Annotated in this window: 22 protein-coding genes; 14 read left to right on the forward strand and 8 right to left on the reverse strand. The window is 74.2% G+C overall.

Features of this window, described 5'->3' with window-relative positions; all coding sequences use genetic code 11:
* Positions 1 to 75 precede the first annotated feature (75 nt).
* From LBW97_RS13470 to LBW97_RS13480, 3 genes are all read left to right on the forward strand, one after another.
* Positions 76 to 540, forward strand: coding sequence for a helix-turn-helix domain-containing protein (locus LBW97_RS13470; protein ID WP_224499880.1), 465 nt, complete (start codon positions 76 to 78; stop codon positions 538 to 540).
* A 29-nt stretch (positions 541 to 569) separates the two neighbouring features.
* Positions 570 to 1,352, forward strand: a complete 783-nt coding sequence (locus LBW97_RS13475; protein ID WP_224499881.1) for a hypothetical protein — start codon at positions 570 to 572, stop codon at positions 1,350 to 1,352.
* A gap of 105 nt (positions 1,353 to 1,457) precedes the next feature.
* On the forward strand, positions 1,458 to 1,742 hold the full coding sequence (locus LBW97_RS13480; RefSeq protein ID WP_224499882.1) for a DUF2516 family protein: 285 nt from the start codon (positions 1,458 to 1,460) through the stop codon (positions 1,740 to 1,742).
* A 13-nt stretch (positions 1,743 to 1,755) separates the two neighbouring features.
* Here the strand turns inward: LBW97_RS13480 and LBW97_RS13485 are convergent, their stop codons facing one another.
* Together LBW97_RS13485 and LBW97_RS13490 are read right to left on the reverse strand one after the other, a co-directional pair.
* The gene (locus tag LBW97_RS13485; protein WP_224499883.1) at positions 1,756 to 1,950 is read right to left on the reverse strand and encodes a PspC domain-containing protein; all 195 of its coding nucleotides are present in this window, start codon (positions 1,948 to 1,950) and stop codon (positions 1,756 to 1,758) included.
* Between the two features lie 32 nt (positions 1,951 to 1,982).
* Positions 1,983 to 2,822 (reverse strand): spermidine synthase, encoded by an 840-nt coding sequence (locus LBW97_RS13490; RefSeq protein WP_224499884.1) that lies wholly within the window; start codon positions 2,820 to 2,822, stop codon positions 1,983 to 1,985.
* Between the two features lie 127 nt (positions 2,823 to 2,949).
* On the opposite strand from LBW97_RS13490, the gene LBW97_RS13495 reads away from it, so the two are divergent.
* Complete coding sequence (locus tag LBW97_RS13495; RefSeq protein WP_224499885.1) at positions 2,950 to 4,536, forward strand: gamma-glutamyltransferase family protein; 1,587 nt, start codon at positions 2,950 to 2,952, stop codon at positions 4,534 to 4,536.
* Between the two features lie 2 nt (positions 4,537 to 4,538).
* Here the strand turns inward: LBW97_RS13495 and LBW97_RS13500 are convergent, their stop codons facing one another.
* The gene (locus LBW97_RS13500; protein ID WP_224499886.1) at positions 4,539 to 5,402 is read right to left on the reverse strand and encodes a class I SAM-dependent methyltransferase; all 864 of its coding nucleotides are present in this window, start codon (positions 5,400 to 5,402) and stop codon (positions 4,539 to 4,541) included.
* Between the two features lie 34 nt (positions 5,403 to 5,436).
* Here LBW97_RS13500 and LBW97_RS13505 point away from each other — a divergent pair, with 34 nt between their 5' ends.
* Both LBW97_RS13505 and LBW97_RS13510 read left to right on the forward strand, forming a co-directional pair.
* Positions 5,437 to 6,444, forward strand: coding sequence for a UDP-N-acetylmuramate dehydrogenase (locus tag LBW97_RS13505; RefSeq protein WP_308010470.1), 1,008 nt, complete (start codon positions 5,437 to 5,439; stop codon positions 6,442 to 6,444).
* A 1-nt stretch (position 6,445) separates the two neighbouring features.
* The gene (locus LBW97_RS13510; RefSeq protein WP_224499888.1) at positions 6,446 to 7,168 is read left to right on the forward strand and encodes a hypothetical protein; all 723 of its coding nucleotides are present in this window, start codon (positions 6,446 to 6,448) and stop codon (positions 7,166 to 7,168) included.
* A 295-nt stretch (positions 7,169 to 7,463) separates the two neighbouring features.
* On the opposite strand, the gene LBW97_RS13515 is transcribed toward LBW97_RS13510, so the two are convergent.
* Positions 7,464 to 8,249 carry an SDR family oxidoreductase gene (locus LBW97_RS13515; RefSeq protein WP_224499889.1) on the reverse strand — a complete coding sequence of 262 codons (786 nt, stop codon included), beginning with the start codon at positions 8,247 to 8,249 and terminating at the stop codon, positions 7,464 to 7,466.
* Between the two features lie 85 nt (positions 8,250 to 8,334).
* Between LBW97_RS13515 and mshA the strand changes: the two genes are divergently transcribed.
* The 5 genes from mshA to LBW97_RS13540 all read left to right on the forward strand — a co-directional run bounded on the left by mshA (position 8,335) and on the right by LBW97_RS13540 (position 13,995).
* Positions 8,335 to 9,669, forward strand: a complete 1,335-nt coding sequence (gene mshA / locus LBW97_RS13520) for a D-inositol-3-phosphate glycosyltransferase (protein WP_224499890.1) — start codon at positions 8,335 to 8,337, stop codon at positions 9,667 to 9,669.
* Entirely contained in the window at positions 9,666 to 10,205 is a 540-nt protein-coding gene (locus tag LBW97_RS13525) for a YbjN domain-containing protein (RefSeq protein ID WP_224499891.1), read from the forward strand. The genes mshA and LBW97_RS13525 overlap by 4 nt, the downstream gene beginning before the upstream one ends.
* Positions 10,202 to 11,791: an MFS transporter gene (locus LBW97_RS13530; RefSeq protein ID WP_224499892.1), complete on the forward strand. Its 1,590-nt coding sequence runs from the start codon at positions 10,202 to 10,204 to the stop codon at positions 11,789 to 11,791. Before LBW97_RS13525 ends, LBW97_RS13530 begins: the two co-directional genes overlap by 4 nt.
* 108 nt (positions 11,792 to 11,899) lie before the next feature.
* Entirely contained in the window at positions 11,900 to 13,192 is a 1,293-nt protein-coding gene (locus LBW97_RS13535) for an aminotransferase class I/II-fold pyridoxal phosphate-dependent enzyme (RefSeq protein WP_224499893.1), read from the forward strand.
* Positions 13,193 to 13,227: 35 nt separating this feature from the next.
* Entirely contained in the window at positions 13,228 to 13,995 is a 768-nt protein-coding gene (locus LBW97_RS13540) for a phosphoglyceromutase (protein WP_224499894.1), read from the forward strand.
* A gap of 123 nt (positions 13,996 to 14,118) precedes the next feature.
* Here the strand turns inward: LBW97_RS13540 and phoU are convergent, their stop codons facing one another.
* On the reverse strand, positions 14,119 to 14,781 hold the full coding sequence (phoU, locus tag LBW97_RS13545; RefSeq protein ID WP_224499895.1) for a phosphate signaling complex protein PhoU: 663 nt from the start codon (positions 14,779 to 14,781) through the stop codon (positions 14,119 to 14,121).
* Positions 14,782 to 14,949: 168 nt separating this feature from the next.
* On the opposite strand from phoU, the gene LBW97_RS13550 reads away from it, so the two are divergent.
* Positions 14,950 to 16,170 carry a cell wall metabolism sensor histidine kinase WalK gene (locus tag LBW97_RS13550; RefSeq protein WP_224499896.1) on the forward strand — a complete coding sequence of 407 codons (1,221 nt, stop codon included), beginning with the start codon at positions 14,950 to 14,952 and terminating at the stop codon, positions 16,168 to 16,170.
* A complete protein-coding gene (locus tag LBW97_RS13555) occupies positions 16,167 to 16,853 on the forward strand; it encodes a response regulator transcription factor (protein ID WP_224499897.1) in 687 nt (228 codons plus the stop codon). The genes LBW97_RS13550 and LBW97_RS13555 overlap by 4 nt, the downstream gene beginning before the upstream one ends.
* A gap of 12 nt (positions 16,854 to 16,865) precedes the next feature.
* On the opposite strand, the gene LBW97_RS13560 is transcribed toward LBW97_RS13555, so the two are convergent.
* On the reverse strand, positions 16,866 to 17,066 hold the full coding sequence (locus LBW97_RS13560) for a DUF3072 domain-containing protein (RefSeq protein ID WP_224499898.1): 201 nt from the start codon (positions 17,064 to 17,066) through the stop codon (positions 16,866 to 16,868).
* Positions 17,067 to 17,076: 10 nt separating this feature from the next.
* Positions 17,077 to 17,304, reverse strand: coding sequence for a hypothetical protein (locus LBW97_RS13565; RefSeq protein WP_224499899.1), 228 nt, complete (start codon positions 17,302 to 17,304; stop codon positions 17,077 to 17,079).
* Between the two features lie 81 nt (positions 17,305 to 17,385).
* On the opposite strand from LBW97_RS13565, the gene LBW97_RS13570 reads away from it, so the two are divergent.
* Entirely contained in the window at positions 17,386 to 18,453 is a 1,068-nt protein-coding gene (locus tag LBW97_RS13570) for a helix-turn-helix domain-containing protein (RefSeq protein WP_224499900.1), read from the forward strand.
* Here LBW97_RS13570 and LBW97_RS13575 read toward each other — a convergent pair.
* Complete coding sequence (locus tag LBW97_RS13575; RefSeq protein ID WP_224499901.1) at positions 18,346 to 19,173, reverse strand: hypothetical protein; 828 nt, start codon at positions 19,171 to 19,173, stop codon at positions 18,346 to 18,348. The genes LBW97_RS13570 and LBW97_RS13575 overlap by 108 nt on opposite strands.
* Positions 19,174 to 19,241: the final 68 nt, after the last annotated feature.

Genomic DNA, 19,241 nt, shown 5'->3' on the forward strand with positions numbered 1-19,241 from the left:
CGTGTGAGGGTGTTCACCCCGGTCTGCTAACTCCTCCGCTTGCAACTGCTAGCACCCGGGGTTAGCGTCGTTGACGTGCAGACCCCCGGTGAGTTCGTCCGCGAGCAGGTGACGACGGTCCGGTCCACGGTGGACCGGGTCGCCGGAAGCGTCGCGGAGACGGTGGCGGAGGCGCCCAGCGTCTCGGCCGTCAGCTCGACGGTAGGTGACTTCATCCGTGAGCAGCGCAGCGCTGCCCGGGTGTCGCTGCGCGAACTGGCCCGCAGCGCGGGGGTCAGCAACCCGTACCTGTCCCAGGTGGAGCGGGGTCTCCGGAAGCCGTCAGCGGAGATCCTCGCCTCGATCGCCCGGGGCCTGAAGATCTCGGCCGAGACGCTCTACGAGCAGGCAGGGATCCTCGACCGGCGTACCGGGAATCCGGACACCGTGGCGGCGATCCGCTCGGACGACGCGCTGTCCGAACGGCACAAGGCCGTCCTGCTCGAGCTCTACGAGACCTACGTCCGAGAGCACCGGGCTTCCGCCCCGGCCGCCAGCTGAACCCCCACCCCAGATCCCAAGGAGTCGACATGACCCCCACCCAGACCGTGAAGCAGTACAGCGAGCTCGCCGTGGCCCAGGGCCGCACCTTCGCCGAGCAGGCCCGCACCCCGCTGCTGGCCGTCGTCGGCGCCGGTGACCTCGCCGTCGAGCGCGCCCGCACCGTGATCGCCTCGTTCCGCTCGCAGGCCGAGGCGCTGCCCGGCGAGGCGCAGGTCCAGGCCGACCTGGCCGTCAAGGAGGCCCGCACCCGGGCCACCGAGGCCGCCGGCACCGCCCGTACCACCGCGCAGCAGCTGGCCACCGCCGTCCGTCCGGAGGCGCTGCGCAGCACCGTCACCGGCCTGGTCGAGGTCGCCCGCACCCAGGCCGCCAGCACCGTCGAGACGCTCGCCGAGCGCGGCGCCGAGGTCGTCGAGGAGCTGCGTCGTCAGCCCGCCGTCCGTCGCGTCATCCGCCGCGCCGAGGCCGCCGTCGACACCGTCGAGGACACCCTCGAGGAGGCTCTCGAGGAGACCGCCGAGGCCGTGAGCGAGGCTTCCAACGAGGTCACCTCGATCGTCCAGAAGACGTCCGGCAAGGTCGCCAAGGCCGCGCACAAGGCCGAGGAGACGGTGCACGAGACCGCCGAGTCGACCAAGGCCTCCGTGGCAGAGGTCGCCGAGGAGGCGCCCGCGCCCAAGGCGAAGCCGGTTGCGAAGAAGAACAGCCCGGCCGCCGGCAAGAAGGCCTCGGCCACCACGGCTCCCGTGACCCGCGCCCGCACCGCCCGCCGGAGCGACCCGACCGCCGTGCCGGCCAAGAAGAACTGACCTACCCGGTCCCGTGACCAGGGCCCCGGAGCTGCTACGGCGCTCCGGGGCCCTGTCGCGTCCGTGGGCCCTGGCCGCGGTCGGTACTCCGAGTAGCCTTGCCCCATGCTCATGTTCGATCAGCTGCTGATGGACGCCCTGATGTGGGGCGCGCTCGCGCTGGCCGGATGGGCCTTCGTGGACGCTCTCACCCGGCCCGCGGACGCGTTCGTCGCCACCGGCAAGCTGACGAAGCCGGCCTGGCTGGGGATCATCCTGCTGGCCGGGCTGTTCCTCTTCGTCTTCGGGCTGGTGAGCATCCTGGGCCTGCCCGCGGTCATCGCCTCCGTCGTCTACCTGGTCGACGTGCGGCCCGCTGTGCGCGGTCTGCCCCGCGGCAACAGCTGGTAGACCGCCTGCCGGCTCAGGCCGCGGGGATGAGCATCCAGAGCAGCACGTAGGCCACGATCTGCGGCCCGGGCAGCACGCACGAGATCACGAACGCCAGGCGCAGCGCGCTGGTGGACAGCCCGAATCTGTGGGCGAGCCCGGAGCAGACGCCGCCGAGCACCTTGTGGCGGGTGTCGCGGTACAGCCGGTTCGGAGCGGGTGTCGTCATCTCCCCACTCTACGGTCGGCCGCGATCCCCGCTCACCGGCCGAACACGCCCTCGGGTGGCTCGGGGGAGGGCTGCGCCTCGGCGTCGGGCACCGGCGGGACCTTGCCCACGAAGCGGTCGAGGTCCTCGCCCTCCACGACGCGTGACGGCATGGGGTCGCGGGCGCAGGCCCGGGTGAGCGCTCCGATGGGCAGCTCGACGTCGGAGGCGACGGCGACGAGGTTGCCGAACCGGCGGCCCCGCAGGGTGGCCGGCTCGGCCAGCAGGCAGACGTGCCGGAACGCCGTGCGGAGCGTGGCGACCTGGGCGCGGGCGAACCGCAGCGGCGGGCCGTCGGCGACGTTGGCCGCGTAGACGCCGCCCGGCCGCAGCACCCGGGCCACCTCCGCGGCGAACTCGGCGGTGGTCAGGTGCGCCGGCGTGCGGGCGCCGGCGAAGACGTCGGTGACCACGACGTCGGCGCTGTCGGGGTGCATCGTCTGCAGCGCCTCGCGCGCGTCGGCGGCGCGCACGCGGACCCGGGCGTTGCGGGGGAGCGGGAGGTACTCGCGGACCAGGTCGGTGAGCGGCTGGTCGATCTCCACGACGCGCTGGCGCGACCCCGGCCGGGTGACGGCGACGTAGCGGGGCAGCGTGAGCGCGCCGCCGCCCAGGTGGACGACGTCGAGCGGGGCGCCGGGGTCCGCGGCGAGGTCGAGGACGTGCCCCATGCGGCGGACGTACTCGAACTCCAGGTGCTCCGGCTCGTCGAGGTCCACGTGCGACTGCGGGGTGCCGTCGAGCATCAGCACCCATGCGCCGTCGCGGTCGGCGTCGCCCAGCAGCTCCGCCGTGCCGCCGTCGACCGGCGTGGGTCCGGGGACCGGCCTCATGCCGGCCGGACGATCGTCGAGCTCCGTGCGGCGGTCACCGCGTCATCGTCCCCCTGGCCGTCCTCCGGGACCGGCAGCGGGTCGGGTGGACCCTGCGGGAGCGGTGGTGCTGGTGGATCATCTGCCGATGACCTGGACGACCGACACGGTCACCGGCCCCGACGGACTGGTGTGCAGCGTGGACCGGCTGGCCTCGGAGGCCGGCGCGGCGGTGCTGCGCGCCGGCGGCAACGCGGTGGACGCCGCGATCGCGACCAGCGCCGCGCTGACGGTGACGACCCCGCACATGTGCGGGATGGGCGGGGATCTCTTCGCGCTCGTCGGCGGTCCGGGCACGGGATCCGCGGAGCCGCTGGTGCTGAACGCATCCGGGCGGGCCGGGAGCGGGGCCGATCCGGACCGGCTGCGCGCCGAGGGGCACCGCGCCATGCCGATGCGGGGCGACGTGCGGAGCGCTCCGGTGCCGGGGTGCGTGGACGGGTGGCTGACCCTGCACGGCCGATCGGGGCGGCTGCTCCTCGCCGACGTGCTGGCGCCGGCGATCGAGCTGGCCGAGGGTGGGTTCCCGGCCTCTCCGCTGCTCGCCTCCGCCCTGCCGAGGCTCGACGGACTCGTCGGCTGCGACGAGCTCGTGGGCTCCGGGGTGGCCGAGGGCGAACGCCTCGTGCGGCCGGGGCCGGCGCGGATGCTGCGCGCGATCGCCGCCGAGGGGCGCGACGGCTTCTACGGCGGCGAGTTCGGTGAACGGCTGCTGGAGGTGGGCGCGGGGGAGTACGCCGCCGAGGACCTCGAGCGATCACTCGCCGACTGGGTGGACGGACTGTTCCTGGACGTCTGGGGCCACCGGGTCTGGACCGTGCCGCCGAACTCCCAGGGATACCTCGGGCTGGCCGGCGCCGGCATCGCCGAACGGGTCGGGCTCTCCGCCCAGCCCGACGACGCCGCGTGGGCCCACCTGACCGTGGAGGCCGCGCGGCTGGCCGGGTTCGACCGCCCGTCGTCGCTCTCCGACGGGGCGGACGGCGCCCGGCTGATCGCGCCGGACCGCCTGGACGAACGTGCCGCGATGTTCGACCCGCAGCGGCCGGCGCAGCTGGGCGACCGGTACCGCGGCGGCGGCACGATCTATCTCTGCGCCTCCGACGGCGACGGCATGGGCGTGAGCCTCATCCAGTCCAACGCCAGCGGGTTCGGGGCCCACGTGGCGGTGCCCGGCACCGGGATCCTCCTGCACAACCGGGGGATCGGCTTCAGCCTCGAGCAGGGCCACCCCGCCGAGTACGGGCCGGGCCGGCGGCCGCCGCACACGCTGGCCCCGGCGCTGGTGACCCGCCCCGACGGTTCCCTCCGCGCGGTGCTCGGCACGATGGGCGGCGACGCCCAGCCCCAGGTGGTGCTGCAGATGCTGGCCCGACTCCTCGTCGCCGGGCAGGACCCGGGCAGCCTGCTCAGCGCGCCCCGGTGGGTGCTCGGGGTCGAGGGCGGCACCGGCTTCGACGTGTGGGAGCGGCCCGACGCCCACCTGGTCCGCATCGAGCAGCACGCGCCGGAGTCCTGGCGCACCGGTCTCCAGGAGCGCGGGCACGTGGTCGAGACGGCCGGCCGGGATATCGGCGGCTTCGGGCACGCGCACCTCGTCGAGTTCCCGCTCGACGGCCCGGCCCGGGGAGCGGCGGACCCGCGCTCGCTGATCGGCGCCGCGGTCGCGGGCTGAGTTCAGACGGGGGCGACGGCGGACCAGCGCACGGTGACCTCGCCGTGCCGCCAGCGCCGGCTGGAGCCGACCAGCGGCCAGCCCTGCGCGCCGAGCGTCTCGACGGCGGCGACCCAGCGCTGCCGCGGCCCGAACGTGGACATGCCCGCGGCCGCGGCCCAGGCGGCGTCGAAGGCGCGCAGGAACTCGTGCACCGGCTGGCCGGGGACGTTGTGGTGGATCAGCGCCTTGGGCAGCCGCTCGGCGAGGTCCGACGGCGTCGCGATGTCGGAGACCCGGGCCGCCAGCGTGAGGGTGAGCGGGCCGTCGGCGTCCAGCGCCACCCAGGCCGAGCGGCGTCCCCACTCGTCGCAGGTGCCCTCGACGAGCAGCCCGCCGGGGGCCAGCGCGGCGCACATCGTGGCCCAGGCGCGCCCCGCCGACTCCTCGTCGTACTGCCGGAGCACGTTGAACGCCCGCACGATCACCGGCTGCAGCCCGGCCAGTTCGAACCCGCCGACCCGGAAGTCCACCCGCGGCGGATCGCGGTCGGCGGCCACGGCGGTCACCCGCTCCGGGTCGATCTCCAGGCCCACGACCTCCAGGCCCTCGACCTCGGGCGCCAGCCGGCCGACGAGCTCCAGCGTGGTCACCGCCGAGGAGCCGTAGCCCAGGTCCACCACCAGTGGGCGGGTCGAGTCGCGCATCCGCGGGACCTGGGTGGCCAGCAGCCAGCGGTCGACCCTTCGAAGCCGGTTGGCGTTGGTGGTGCCACGGGTGGGGAGGCCGAGTGCCCGGGCGCGGCCCGCGGCGAGCCGGGGGGCCTTGCGCTGCGGCTGCGGGGACAGCGAGGCCCGCTTCTTGTGGTCGTTGCCCGCCTCGCTCACCGGGATGGAGGGTAGTCCCGGCTACCGTCGTGCCGTGCAGGTGCGATCGGACGTCCGGCTGGCGGAGCTCACCACCCTCGCCGTCGGTGGACCCGCGGAGCGGCTGGTCGAGGTCGAGACGGCGGCCGAGCTGGTGGACGCAGTGCGCGAGGCCGACGAGTCGGGGCGCCCGCTGCTGCTGATCGGCGGCGGCTCCAACCTCATCGCGCCCGACGAGGGCTGGCCCGGTGATGTCGTCGTCGTGCGGTCCCGGGGGATCGAGCGCTCCGGCGACCGGCTCACCGTGCAGGCGGGCGAGAACTGGGACGCCCTGGTCGCCCACACGGTGGAGAACCGGCTGGCGGGCATGGAGGCGCTCTCGGGCATCCCCGGGTCCACGGGCGCGACGCCGGTGCAGAACGTCGGCGCCTACGGCCAGGAGGTCGCGCAGACGATCACCGCCGTCCGGGTCTACGACCGCGCCGACAAGACCGAGAGCACCCTGACGCCGGCCGAGTGCCGCTTCGCCTACCGCGACAGCCGGCTCAAGCGCGAGCCCGGCCGGTTCGTGGTCCTCGAGGTCGAGTTCGCCCTCGAGTCCGCCGAACTGTCCAAGCCGGTCGGGTACGCGGAGCTGGCCCGCACGCTCGGGGTCGAGATCGGCGAGCGCGCGCCGCTGGCCGACGTCCGCGAGGCGGTCCTGGGCCTCCGCCGCGGCAAGGGCATGGTCTGGGACCCGGCCGACCCCGACTCCCGCAGCGCGGGCTCCTTCTTCACCAACCCGATCGTGCCCGCCGAGCGCGCGGTCGAGGGCTGCCCGAGCTGGCCGGCCGGCGAGGGGATGGTCAAGCTCAGCGCCGCCTGGCTGGTGCAGCACGCAGGGTTCGGCCGCGGCACCCGGGACGGGCACGTCGGGACGTCGTCCCGGCACAGCCTGGCGCTCACCACCGAGGACGGCGCCACCGCCGCCGAGCTGCTCGCCTTCGCCGACCGGATCATCGCGACCGCGCAGGAGAAGTTCGGCGTCACCCTCGAGCGCGAGCCCACCGCCGTCCGCCCCTGACGTGGCAGGGCACCAGGCGTGGCCGGTCTGGCCGGCTGTGCTGGTCGACGACGACGGATGGGTCGACGTCCTCCCCGGGCCGGATGCGTTCGACATCGAGCCGGGGTACGCGGGCGAGGTCGTGGCCGTGTTCGACCGCCGGGGCCACCGATTCCGCGCCGAGGACCGCGCCGGCGCGATCGTCCTCGTGGCCGACTCGGACGGCCCGGATGTCGAAGGCCTCACCGATCACCTCAACGCCGCCACCGCTCGCTGGGCGCCGGACCTCCCGCCGCTGCGCGGTGCCTCCCTGGAGGCGGCGCTCGACCGCGCCCGGGTGTTCGACCGCCGCACGCGCCGGCGGCCGCGGCCCCTGGCCTCGTTCAGCGCCCGGCTGAAGGACCGCGCCGTTCCGCGCGAGGAAAGGCGGTCCGCGGAGCAGCGACTGTGGGACGCCGTCCTGCAGCAGGCGGTCGAGGAGGCCGAGGCGATGGTGTCCCGGTACGAGGCGGCGCTGCCGGGCCTGGACATCGGCGTCACCCGCGGACTCGACGACCGCGGGGTCTGGAGCTGGGGCGTGCACGCGTTCCTGCTCGACGGGACCCGCGTCTGCGAGAGCTGGGAGCTGCTCGCCGTCCGCGTGGCCGGCGAGCGGGACTGGACCACCGTGCAGAATTCGGAGTCCGCACTCGCCCGGACGGAGGCTGCCCTGCGTGCGTGGGCGCGCCGGCCGTCGGGGCGGTGATGCGTCCGCTCAGGCGTCAGGGCCGGTGAGGCTGCTCGGCGGATATCGCGGCGTTTCCGTCGTAGGCCCGGCGAGCATCAGGACCTCCACCCCCACGCCTCGGACGAGGAGGAGCACTCCGACCACGGTGCCGGTCAGGGCCAGGCGCGGTGTGTGCGCCCCACGACACAGCCCCGACGCGCCTCCGCCAGCTCGGTGCCCGCTGTGCGGCCGCCGTGCGACGACGGTGTGCGCTGATGTGCAGGTTGCGGCGTCGGAACGGCACAACCGTGCACACGGTCGGGCCGCGGCGAGGTCAGGACTCCCGGGCGACCTTGTAGTTGCTCGCCTGCGCCAGGGGGCGGACCACCAGCAGGTCGATGTTCACGTGGTGCGGCCGCGTGACGGCCCAGGCGATGCAGTCAGCGACGTCCTCGGCCGTCAGCGGTTCCCGCACGCCGCGGTAGACGGCGTCCGCCTTCTCCTGCGACTGCAGCCGGTTCAGCGAGAACTCCTCGGTGCGCACCATCCCGGGCGCGATCTCCAGCACCCGGACCGGCTCGCCGTTCAGCTCCAGCCGCAGCGTCTCCGCCAGCGTGTGCACGCCGTGCTTGGCCGACGTGTACGACGCCCCGCCCTCGTAGCTGGCGAGCGCGGCGGTCGAGCTCACGAACAGCACGTCGCCGGCCCCGGATGCGCGCAGCGCCGGCAGCAGGGCCTTGGTCAGCCGCACCGTGCCCAGCACGTTCACGTCGTAGGTGCGCGCCCAGGAGTCGAGGTCGGCGTCGGCGACGCGGTTGGCGTCGAAGGCCCCACCGGCGTTGTTGACCAGCACGTCGACCCGGTCCAGCGACGCGGCGAAGGCAGCGACCGAGTCGGCGTCGGTGATGTCCAGCGCCACGGCCCGCGCCCCGATCGAGGACGCCAGCTCCTCGAGCCGGTCGACCCGGCGGGCGGCCACGACGACGTCGAAGCCCTCCGCGACCAGACGGGCGGCGGTCGCGGCGCCGATGCCGCTCGAGGCGCCGGTGACGACGGCGGTGCGCCCCCGGCCGGGCTGCGAGCGGTAGTCGGACCGGGTGGAGTCTGCGGGGTCGGGCATGCGGGCCATCCTCCCGCTGTTGCAGGATGGACAGGAGACAGGGGTGCGTCCTCGCACCGGAACAGCACAGAGCGGGAGGTCGTAGGTGCCCGCTCGCCGCACCCCCGGCTCCGGCCTGCCCCGGCGCGTGGCGACGCTCTCGGTGCACACCAGCCCGCTCGACCAGCCCGGCGCGGGCGACGCCGGCGGCATGAACGTCTACATCGTCGAGGTCTCCCGCCGGCTGGCCGCGCGCGGCATCGCCGTCGACGTCTTCACCCGCGCCACCTCCAGCGATCTCCCGCCGGTCGTCGAGATGAGCCCCGGCGTCACCGTGCGGCACGTCAGCGCCGGCCCGTTCGAGGGCCTGGGCAAGGAGGAGCTCCCCGCCCAGCTGTGCGCCTTCACGGCGGCGGTGCTGCGCGAGGAGGCCCAGCACGAGCCGGGCTACTACGACGTCGTGCACTCCCACTACTGGCTGTCGGGCCAGGTCGGCTGGCTGGCCCGTGACCGGTGGAGCGTGCCGCTGATCCACACCGCGCACACCCTGGCCAAGGTCAAGAACGAGGCGCTGGCGGTCGGTGACCGCCCCGAGCCGCGCTCCCGCGTGATCGGCGAGCAGCAGGTCGTGGCCGAGGCCGACCGGCTGATCGCCAACACCGACGAGGAGGCGCGCCAGCTCGTCCGCCTCTACGGCGCCGACCCCGCGCGCACGCTCGTCGTCCCGCCGGGGGTCGACCTGGACCGGTTCGCCCCGGGCAGCCGGACGGCGTCCCGCCGTGAGGTCGGCGTTCCCGACGACGCCGTCGTGCTGCTGTTCGTCGGCCGCATCCAGCCGCTCAAGGCCCCCGACGTCCTGCTGCACACCGCCGCCCGGCTGCTCGCCGACGACCCGGCGCTGCGGACCCGGCTCCAGGTGCACGTGGTCGGCGCCCCCAGCGGCAGCGGCCTGGACGCCCCGCGCCAGCTCGAGCAGCTGGCCGCCGGCCTCGGGATCACCGACGTCGTCCGCTTCCACCCACCGCAGCCGCCCGAGCTCCTGGCGCACTTCTACCGCGCCGCAGACGTGACCGTCGTGCCCAGCCACAACGAGTCCTTCGGGCTGGTCGCCCTGGAGTCGCAGGCCTGCGGGACCCCCGTGGTCGCCGCCGCCGTGGGCGGGCTGCCGACGGCGGTGCGCGACGGCGTCTCCGGCGTCCTGGTCCCCGGCCACGACCCGGCCGACTACGCCGTCGCGGTGCGGGCCGTGCTGGCCCGCCGGGAGCTGCTGGCCGCGGGCGCCCGCCGGCACGCCGGCCTGTTCTCCTGGGAGCGCACCGTGGACGCCCTGGTCGACGCCTACGCCTCGGCCGCCGTCGACATGGCCGCGGCACCGGCTCGTCCGGCTCGGCGTGCGGGCGGGCCGCTGCGCGCGCTGCCGGGCCTGGAGGTCGCCCGATGAACCGATCCGCCGGGGCGCGGAGCACAGCCGAGCTCGACGCCGTCATCGACCAGACGCTGCGCGACAGCGAGCTGGTGCACGAGCACCCCAGCCCCGGCACCTGGCTGGTCGACCTGCCGGGCACCAAGAAGCTCAAGACGGTCTGCGGCCTGATCGTGGGGGAGCACTCGCTGCGGCTGGAGGCCTTCGTCTGCCGTCAGCCCGACGAGAACCGCGAGCAGCTGTGGACCTACCTGCTGCAGCACAACGCCCGCATGTACGGCGTCTCCTACTCCATCGACGCCGTCGGGGACGTCTACCTGACCGGCCGGCTGCCGCACGCCGCCGTCACCCCCGAGGAGCTCGACCGGTTGCTCGGCGCGGTGCTGAGCTACGCCGACGACCACTTCAACACCATGCTGGAGATCGGCTTCGGCACCTCGATCCGCCGCGAGTGGGACTGGCGGGTCAAGCGCGGGGAGTCGCTGCGCAACCTGGAGGCGTTCGCCGCCTTCGCCGACCCCGCCCACCGCCAGACCGACCAGCCCGAGGCGTGACGGCGACGGAGAAGTCGCAGCCGGGCGCGGTGCCGCCCGGCCAGGACGAGCGCCCCGGCTACGCCCGGCGGTGGTGGGTGCTGGCCACGATGACGGTCTGCCTGCTCGTCGTGATCATGGGCAACACGATCCTCAACGTCGCCATCCCCACGCTGCAGCGCGAGCTGGGTGCCACCCAGGGCGAGCTGCAGTGGGTCGTGGACGCCTACATCCTGGTGTTCGCCGGCCTGCTGTTCTCGTGGGGCGTCATCGGCGACCGGATCGGCCGCCGCCGGGTCCTGCTCATCGGGCTGAGCATCTTCGCCGTGGCGTCGGTGATGGCCGCGCTGAGCGACAGCGCGCTGGAGCTGATCGCCTGGCGCGCGGCCATGGGCATCGGCGGAGCCGCCGTCCAGCCGACGACGCTCGCCGTCATCACCAACGTCTTCCCGCCCGGTGAGCGGGGCCGCGCGATCGGCGTCTGGGCCGGCACCGCGGGGATCGCCGTCGCCGGCGGGCCGCTGGCCGGGGGTGCGGTGCTCGAGCACTTCTGGTGGGGGGCGGTCTTCCTCGTCGGCGTCCCCGTCGCGCTGCTCGGGATCGTCGCGGTGTCCACGCTCGTCCCCGAGTCCCGCGATCCCGACCCCGGCCGGCTGGACATCCCGGGCGTCCTGCTGTCGATCGCGGCGCTCGCCGGGCTGGTCTACGGGATCATCCGCGGCGGCGGGGGAGAGGGCTGGACGACGCCGGGCGTGCTGGTGCCGCTGCTCGGTGGGCTCGCGCTGCTGGCGCTGTTCGTCTGGCTGCAGCGCCGTTCGGCGCACCCGGCCCTCGACGTCTCGCTGTTCCGCAATCCGGCCTTCTCCGCGGCCGCCGGGGCACTGGGGCTGAACTTCTTCGCGCTGCTGGGTGCGACCTTCTACCTGGTGTTCTACCTGCAGGGGGTGCGCGGCTTCAGCCCGCTGGAGAGCGGTGCGGTGCTGATCCCGGTGGCGCTGGGGATGGCGGTCATGGCGCCGCTGAGCTCCGGGCTCGCCGAGCGCTTCGGGGCCAAGGCGGTCTGCGCCTTCGGGTTCCTGCTCATCGCGCTCTCGTTCGCCGGTGTGCAGCTGTTCCAGCTGTCGACGCCGGTGTGGGTGCTGCTCGCCGTCCTCGCTGTGCAGGGGGTCGGCATGGGCAGCGTCATGGCGCCGGCCACCGAGTCGATCATGTCCGTCGTGCCGCGCGAGAAGGCCGGCGCGGGCGCGGCGGTGAACAACTCCGTGCGCCAGGTCGGCGGGGCGCTCGGCGTCGCCATCCTCGGCTCGCTGCTCTCCGGCGTGTACGCGGCGCGGTTGGGCAGCACGGCCGAGGCACTGCCCGCGGACGTCCGGGAGGAGGCGAACGAGTCGATCGTCGCGACCCTGGAGGTCGTCCGGCGGGTGCAGGCCGAGGGCGGGTCCGAGGCCGCGGCCGCCGCGGCCTCGGTGATCGAGCCGGCGCGCGACGCGTTCGTCTCCGCCATGCACGTCACCGCCATCGGGACCGCCGCCGCGGCGGTGCTCGCCGCCGTCGTGGTCCTGATCTGGCGCCCAGGCCGCGAACGGGTGACGTCGAGCACCCATTGAGGTGAAGCGATCCCGCAGTGTTGACGCTCGGTCACCATCCGCACAGGCTGGCCGGGTCACCGTGCGGGGTAGGGGAACCCGGGCGGGCGCAAGCGTGGGAGAAGAGCTGTGACCGAGGGCCTGACCGCCGCCCGAGTCGATGCGACCGAAGGCCTGCGGGGACGCCGCGATCCGTTCGCGCCGCTGCACGACAACCCGCTCGCGGCGATGAACCGCGACCCGGAGCACCCGGGTCGAGGCGCCCTCGCCGTCCCGACCGACGGCGCGCCGCTGCCGGTCACCCGCTACGCCGACGGTCGGGAGCGGATCAACCTCGGCACCGGCAACTACCTCGGCCTCGCGGGGGACCCGCGGGTCGTCGAGGCGGCCGGGGCCGCGCTGCGCCGGTTCGGCACCAGCACCTCCGGCAGCCGGGTGCTCAACGGCACCACGAAGCTGCACCTGGAGCTGGAGGCGGAGCTCGCCGACTTCTACGGCACCGAGGACGCCGTCCTCACATCCTCGGGCGTCAACGCCAACGTCGCGCTGCTCTCCAGCATCTGCACCGCCGACGACGTCCTGCTCGTCGACTCGCACGTGCACGCGAGCCTGCACGCGGCGGCGGCGGCCAGCCGGGGCTCCGTCTCGCGCTGGGGGCACAACGACGTGAGCTCCCTGGCCCGGCGGCTGGAGCGGCTGGACCCGCGGGCGGGCGTCGTCGTCGTGGTGGACGGCGTCTACTCGATGACCGGCGAGCTCGCGCCGCTGGTCGAGATCACCGAACTCTGCGCGCGCTACGGCGCCCGGTTGATCGTCGACGAGGCGCACGGGTTGGGCGTGCTGGGCGAGACGGGCCTCGGCACCGCAGAGGCGCTGGACGTCCTGGACCGGGTGGACGCCGTGACGATCGCGCTGAGCAAGTCACTGGCCAGCGTCGGCGGCGCGATCATGACGACGCGTGCGGCGGCGGACGGCATCCGCGCCGGCGCCATGCCCTACGTCTTCAGCGCGGCCAACGACCCGTCCTCCGTCGCCGCCGCGCTGACCTCGGTGCGCATCCTGCGCGCGGAGCCCGAGCGGGTCGTGCGGCTGCAGGAGAACTGCGCGCTGCTGCGCCGGGTGCTGGCCGACTCCGGCACGCCCTCGATCGTCGGCGGGGGCGCGGTGGTCGCGGTCCCGACCGGCAACGCTGAGGTGAGTGGTGACGCGGAGGTGACCGGCGCCGCCTGGCGCCTGGCCTTCGACGACGGCGTCTACACCAACGCGGTGGGGGGCTATCCCGCCGTGCCGCGGGGGAAGGGGATCCTCCGGCTGGCCGTCATGGCGACCCACACCGAGGAGCAGCTCCACCGGGCCGGCGAGATCGTCGCGGCCGCGGTGCACCGCGCGCGGCGGGAGGTCGGCGGCCGGCCGGTCGCCTGACACCCGGCCTGCCTGCGGCGGAGCGGTCGGGCAGGATGATCGCCGTGACGACCTCGACGGGAACGCTGGTGCTGCTCCGCCACGGCGAGAGCGAGTGGAACAAGGCCAACCTCTTCACCGGCTGGGTGGACGTGTCGCTCACGGAGAAGGGGCGCGCCGAGGCCGCGCGTGGGGGCGAGCTGCTGGTCGAGAACGACCTGCTGCCCGACGTGCTGCACACCTCGCTGATGAAGCGCGCGATCACCACCGCCGAGCTGGCGCTGGCCGCGGCCGACCGGCAGTGGATCCCGGTGAAGCGCTCGTGGCGGCTCAACGAGCGGCACTACGGCGCGCTGCAGGGCAAGGACAAGGCGGCCACCCTCGCCGAGTACGGCGAGGAACAGTTCATGACGTGGCGCCGGTCCTACGACACCCCGCCGCCGCCGATCGCCGCCGGCGACGAGTTCTCCCAGGACGCCGACGTGCGCTACGCGTTCCTCCCGCCGGAGGCGCGGCCGGCCACCGAGTGCCTCAAGGACGTCGTCGTCCGGATGCTGCCGTACTGGTACGACGCGATCGTGCCGGACCTCCGCGCGGGGAAGACCGTGCTCGTCGCGGCGCACGGCAACAGCTTGCGCGCCCTGGTGAAGCACCTCGACGGCATGGGCGACGACGAGGTCGTCGGGCTCAACATCCCGACGGGTGTGCCGCTGCGCTACGACCTCGACGCCGACCTGCGCCCGACGAACCCCGGCGGCCAGTACCTGGACCCCGCGGCCGCCGCAGCCGCCATCGAAGCCGTGAAGAACCAGGGCAAGAAGTAGGAGAAGGACCTCGTCGCCCCCCACGCCTCGCTGACGCTCGGCGCGGGCCCCTGCGACGAGGCCGAGCGGCTCAGCGCAGCAGGGGACGGCTCCTGGCCGCGGTGTCGTCCGGAGGACGACGGATCACTGGGTGGTGACCTCGGTGACGTACCGCTCGCCGGTGACCAGGTAGCGGACCCGGCGGGCGACGCTCACCGCGTGGTCGGCGAAGCGCTCGTAGTACCGGCCGAGCAGGGTGATGTCGATCGCCGACTCGATGCCGTGCGGCCACTCGTCGCTGAGCAGCTGCCGGAACAGGCCGCTGTGGATGCGGTCCATGGCGTCGTCGTCGGTCTCGAGCTCCTCCGCCGCCGCGACGTCGCTCTTGGCGATCACGGTGGCGGTCTTGGTGATCAGCAGCTCCGCCACGTTGCCGGCCTCGAGGAACGAGGGGCGCACCTCCTGCGGCACCGCGTGGTCGGGGAACCGCATGCGGGCCACCTTCGCGATGTGCGCAGCGAGGTCTCCCATGCGCTCCAGGTCGCTCACGATGCGCATCGCGGTCGTGATCGTGCGGAGGTCGCCGGCGACCGGTTGCTGGCGCGCGAGCAGGGTGAAGGTCCGCTGCTCGATGCTCTCGCGGGTCGCGTCGATCGCCTCGTCGCCGGCGATGACCCGGTCGGCGAGTTCGACGTCGGCGTCGAGGAGCGCGGTGGTTGCGGTGCTCATCTGCGAGCCGACCGCGTTCGCCATCCCCACCAGGCAGGCGTTGATGTCGTCGAGTTCCTCGTGGTAGCTGTCGCGCACGGTCGTCCCTCTCGTCGGTGTTCTCGGACGACGCTAGGCGGGGCCGGGAGCCGCTCGGTCGCCGTCAGGTGAACGACTGCCCACCCTCCGGTGAACTCTGACCCGTCCGGGCGGTGAACCCTGGCGGGAGGGCGCCCCCCGAGCCGTTCCGCACCTAGCATTCGGCTCGTGAGCCCGCTGGTCGCCCTGGTGGTCGGCCTCCTCCTCGGTGGGGTGGTGGCCGCCACCGTCATCATCCGCTCCCGACCCGACCTGGGCCGGGTCTCCGACGACGATCCGAGGACGTCGCTGCCCGAGGCGGCGCTCACCCGGCGGCTGGTCGACCTCATCGACCCCGCGATCGTCTTCGTGGACACCGACGACGCCGTCCTGCTGGCCAACCCGTCCGCGCGGGCGCTGGGCATCGTGCGCGGCGACCGGCTGCTCGTCCCGGAGCTGCTGACGCTCTCGCACGACGTGCGACGCACCGGCAGTCATCGGGCCGACGTCCGCCTGCCCGGTGACCTGGTCGGCGCCGGGCCGCGGCTGGTGGGCGTGCACGGCGTGCGCCTGGACAGCGGCACGGTGGCCCGGCCGGGCCCGGTCGCCCTGCTGCTCCAGGACGTGACCGAGGCGCGGCGGGTCGAGGCGGTGCGGCGGGACTTCGTCGCCAACGTCGGCCACGAGCTGAAGACGCCGGTGGGGGCGCTGGCGCTCCTCGCCGAGGCGATCGAGGGGGCGTCCGACGACCCGGAGGCGGTGCAGCGCTTCGCCGGGCGGATCGCCGTGGAGGCCGACCGTCTGGCCCGGGTGGTGCGCGAGCTGATCGACCTCTCGCGGCTCCAGGGCGGGGAGCCGCTGCCCGAGCTGCGACCGGTGGAGGTCGACCGGGTGCTCGCCGAAGCGGTGGACCGGACCCGGACCGCGGCCCGCGCCAAGAAGCTCGACATCGTGGTGGGCGGGCAGCCGGAGCTGGTGGTCCGCGGCGTGGAGAGCCAGCTGGCCACCGCCGTCACCAACCTGCTCGCCAACGCCGTGGCCTACAGCGCGGGGGAGAGCCGGATCGCCGTCGCCGCCCGGGCACGCTCGGGATTCGCGGAGATCACCGTGACCGACAGCGGCATCGGGATCCCACGGGCCGATCGGCACCGCGTCTTCGAACGCTTCTACCGTGTGGACCAGTCGCGGGCCAGCAGCACCGGCGGCACCGGTCTGGGCCTCGCCATCGTCAAGCACGTCGCCAGCAACCACGGCGGCTCGGTGAGCGTGTGGAGCGAGGAGGGGCTCGGCTCCACCTTCACGCTGCGCATCCCGCTCGCCGGCCCCGCCGACCACCCGGCCGTCGGCCCGGCCCCCCTCCCCATGCCGCAGACCCCCACTCCTCAGACACTGGAGAACGAGCGTTCATGACCCGAGTGCTGGTCGTCGAGGACGAGGAGTCCTTCTCCGACGCGCTGTCGTACATGCTGGGCCGCGAGGGCTTCGACCCGGTCGTGGCCTCCACCGGTCCCGATGCCCTGGCGGAGTACGACCGCGGCGGGGCCGACATCGTCCTGCTGGACCTCATGCTGCCGGGCCTCTCGGGCACCGAGGTGTGCCGGGCGCTGCGTTCCCGCGGGAACGTGCCGATCATCATGCTGACCGCCAAGGACAGCGAGATCGACAAGGTCGTGGGCCTGGAGCTCGGCGCCGACGACTACGTGACCAAGCCGTACTCCGCGCGCGAGCTGGTCGCGCGGATCCGGGCCGTGCTGCGCCGACGGGGGGAGACCGTCGAGCCCGCGCCGTCCGACGGCGTGCTGACCGCCGGCCCGGTGCGGATGGACGTGGAACGGCACGTCGTCGCCGTCGACGGCGAGCAGGTGGCGCTGCCGCTCAAGGAGTTCGACCTGCTCGAGTTCCTGATGCGCAACGCCGGGCGGGTGCTCACCCGGTCGCAGCTGATCGACCGGGTCTGGGGCTCGGACTACGTGGGCGACACCAAGACCCTCGACGTCCACGTCAAGCGGCTGCGGGCCAAGCTCGAGCCCGACCCCGCCAACCCGACCTACCTGCTGACGGTGCGGGGCCTGGGCTACAAGCTCGAGGCGTAAGCGCCCGGAGCGTCAGTTCTTCAGGTCGTCGATCTTCTGCGAGGCCTCGGCCTTGGTGAGGGAGTCGGGGTCGACGTCCTCGTCGGACTGGCGGGACAGCGTCTCCAGGTAGCTCTTCTGGGGGCCGGTGGCCGGCTCCTCCCCGGTCACCCAGTCGGCCGGGTCCTTCTCCGGCGAGGCGGCCGGCGCGGTGTTCTCGTTCGATTCGCTCATGTGTTCGAGCCTAGGCCGGGACGGACTGCTCCGCACGGCGAGCCACAGCGCCGACCGCAGCGGCCCGGGCGGCTTGCGTCGCGGTCCAGCGACGGCCGGTGCGGTAGACGTGCACGGTGCCGCAGGAGGGGCAGTCCACGTGCAGCGCGATGTGCGTCGGGTGGTTCGTGACCGCGGTGATGCGCCGGTCGGAGACCAGCTCGTCGGTGCGGGTGACGGGGCAGGTGATCAGCAACATGGGAGAAGCCTGGCGTGACCCCCGACACCGAACGAGTGGCAGAAGTGACCACTAGCGTCGTTTTCCTGCCATGATGCGGTCATGGCTCTCCCGGACCGGCCGCTGGTCGTCACCGTGCTCGTCGCCGACCGGCTCGTCGCCCCGTTCGGCCTCGGCGTCTGCAACGAGGTCTTCGGCTACGAGCGCACGCGGCTCGGGCTGCCGCGCTTCGACTTCGCGATCGCGGCGGAGCACCCCGGCGTCTGCCGGACCGACACGGGCATCGGGATCCTCGTCGAGCACGACCTCGAGCGCGTGGACCGGTCCGACATCCTGCTGATCACCGCCTGGGAGGACTTCGACGCGCAGCCCTCGCCCCAGCTGCTCGACGCCGTCCGCCGCGCGCACGCCCGCGGCGCGCTGCTCGTCAGCCACTGCACCGGCGTCTTCGTCCTGGCCGCGGCCGGCCTGCTGGACGGCCGGCGGGTGACCACCCACTGGAAGTGGACCGGCGAGCTGGCCGCCCGCTTCCCGCAGCTCGAGGTCGACCCCTCGGTCCTCTACGTGGACAACGGGCAGATCATCACCGGGGCCGGAACGGCGGCCGGCGTCGACGCGCTGCTGCACCTGGTGCGGCGTGAGTGGGGCGCGAACGCGGCGAACTCGCTGGCGCGGGAGATGGTGGTGCCGCCGCACCGCGACGGTGGCCAGGCGCAGTTCATCGACGCCCCCGTCGCCGCGTGCGAGGACGACCGGCTGGGCGCGGTCCTCGAATGGACGCAGAAGCACCTGGCCGACGAGATCAGCGTCGAGGTGCTCGCTCGGCGCGCGCTGATGAGCCCGCGCAGCTTCGCCCGGCGGTTCAAGGCCACCACCGGGACGACGCCGCACGCGTGGCTGCTCGCCCAGCGGCTCGCGGCGGCCGAGCAGCTGCTGGAGAACAGCGACGCCTCCATCGAGGAGATCGCCCGGCTGGTCGGCTTCGGCACCGCGGCGGGCCTGCGGGAGCAGTTCGCCCGGCGCCGCGGCGTCTCCCCGCGGGCCTACCGGCAGACCTTCCGGTCAGGCGCCAGGACGACGCCGGTGCAGCTCGACGGGCACCGGACGGGGGCTGGCCGGATGGGGAGCGATCAGGCCCTGGTCGAGGCGGAGATGGGTCAGCCGGCGTAGCTCGGCGTAGGCCGGGCCGCCGAGCAGCGCGGTGAGCTCCGCGGCGTAGGTGTCGACCAGCGGCTCGGGGGCGACGTGCGCGGTCGGTGACCCGGTGCACCACCAGTGCAGGTCGTGCCCGCCCGGGCCCCAGCCGCGGCGGTCGAACTCGCCGATGCTCGAGACCAGCACCCGGGTGCCGTCCGGCCGGTCGACGTGCTCCTGCTCGCGGCGCACCGGCAGCTGCCAGCAGACGTCGGGCTTGGTCGTCAGCGGGTGCACGCCGGTGCGCAGCGCCATCGCGTGCAGGGCGCAGCCGGTGCCGCCCGCGAATCCGGGCCGGTTCAGGAACACGCAGGCGCCGTCCACCCGGCGGGTCCGCAGTGACCGGACGCCGTCGTCCTCGTCGGGGGCCACCCCGTCCTCAGCCCGATCCTCCTCGGTCCAGGCCCCTCGGCCCACGGGGGCGAGCTGCCAGTCCTCGTCGCCGAGATCGGCGACCGCCGCAGTGACGCGGTCGAGGTCGTCCTCGTCGGTGAAGAAGGCGCCGTGGCTGCAGCAGCCGTCGTCCGGTCGCCCCTCGTCCACGCCGGCGCAGCCGCGGCCGAACACGCAGGTCCACGCCGACGTGAGCCAGGTCAGGTCGGCCCGGACGACGTGCTCCGGGTCGGCCGGGTCGGGGAACTCCACCCACTCCCGGGGGAAGTCCAGCCCGACCTCTTCCGGGGGTTCGTCGTCCACCGGGTCAGCGTAGAAGGGCCCCTCCGCCGCACGCCGCGCTCTGCTCGGTGCGAGCGCAGGGAGGAGGC

The sequence above is a fragment of the Blastococcus sp. LR1 genome, assembly GCF_020166105.1.
Lineage (GTDB): Bacteria > Actinomycetota > Actinomycetes > Mycobacteriales > Geodermatophilaceae > Blastococcus.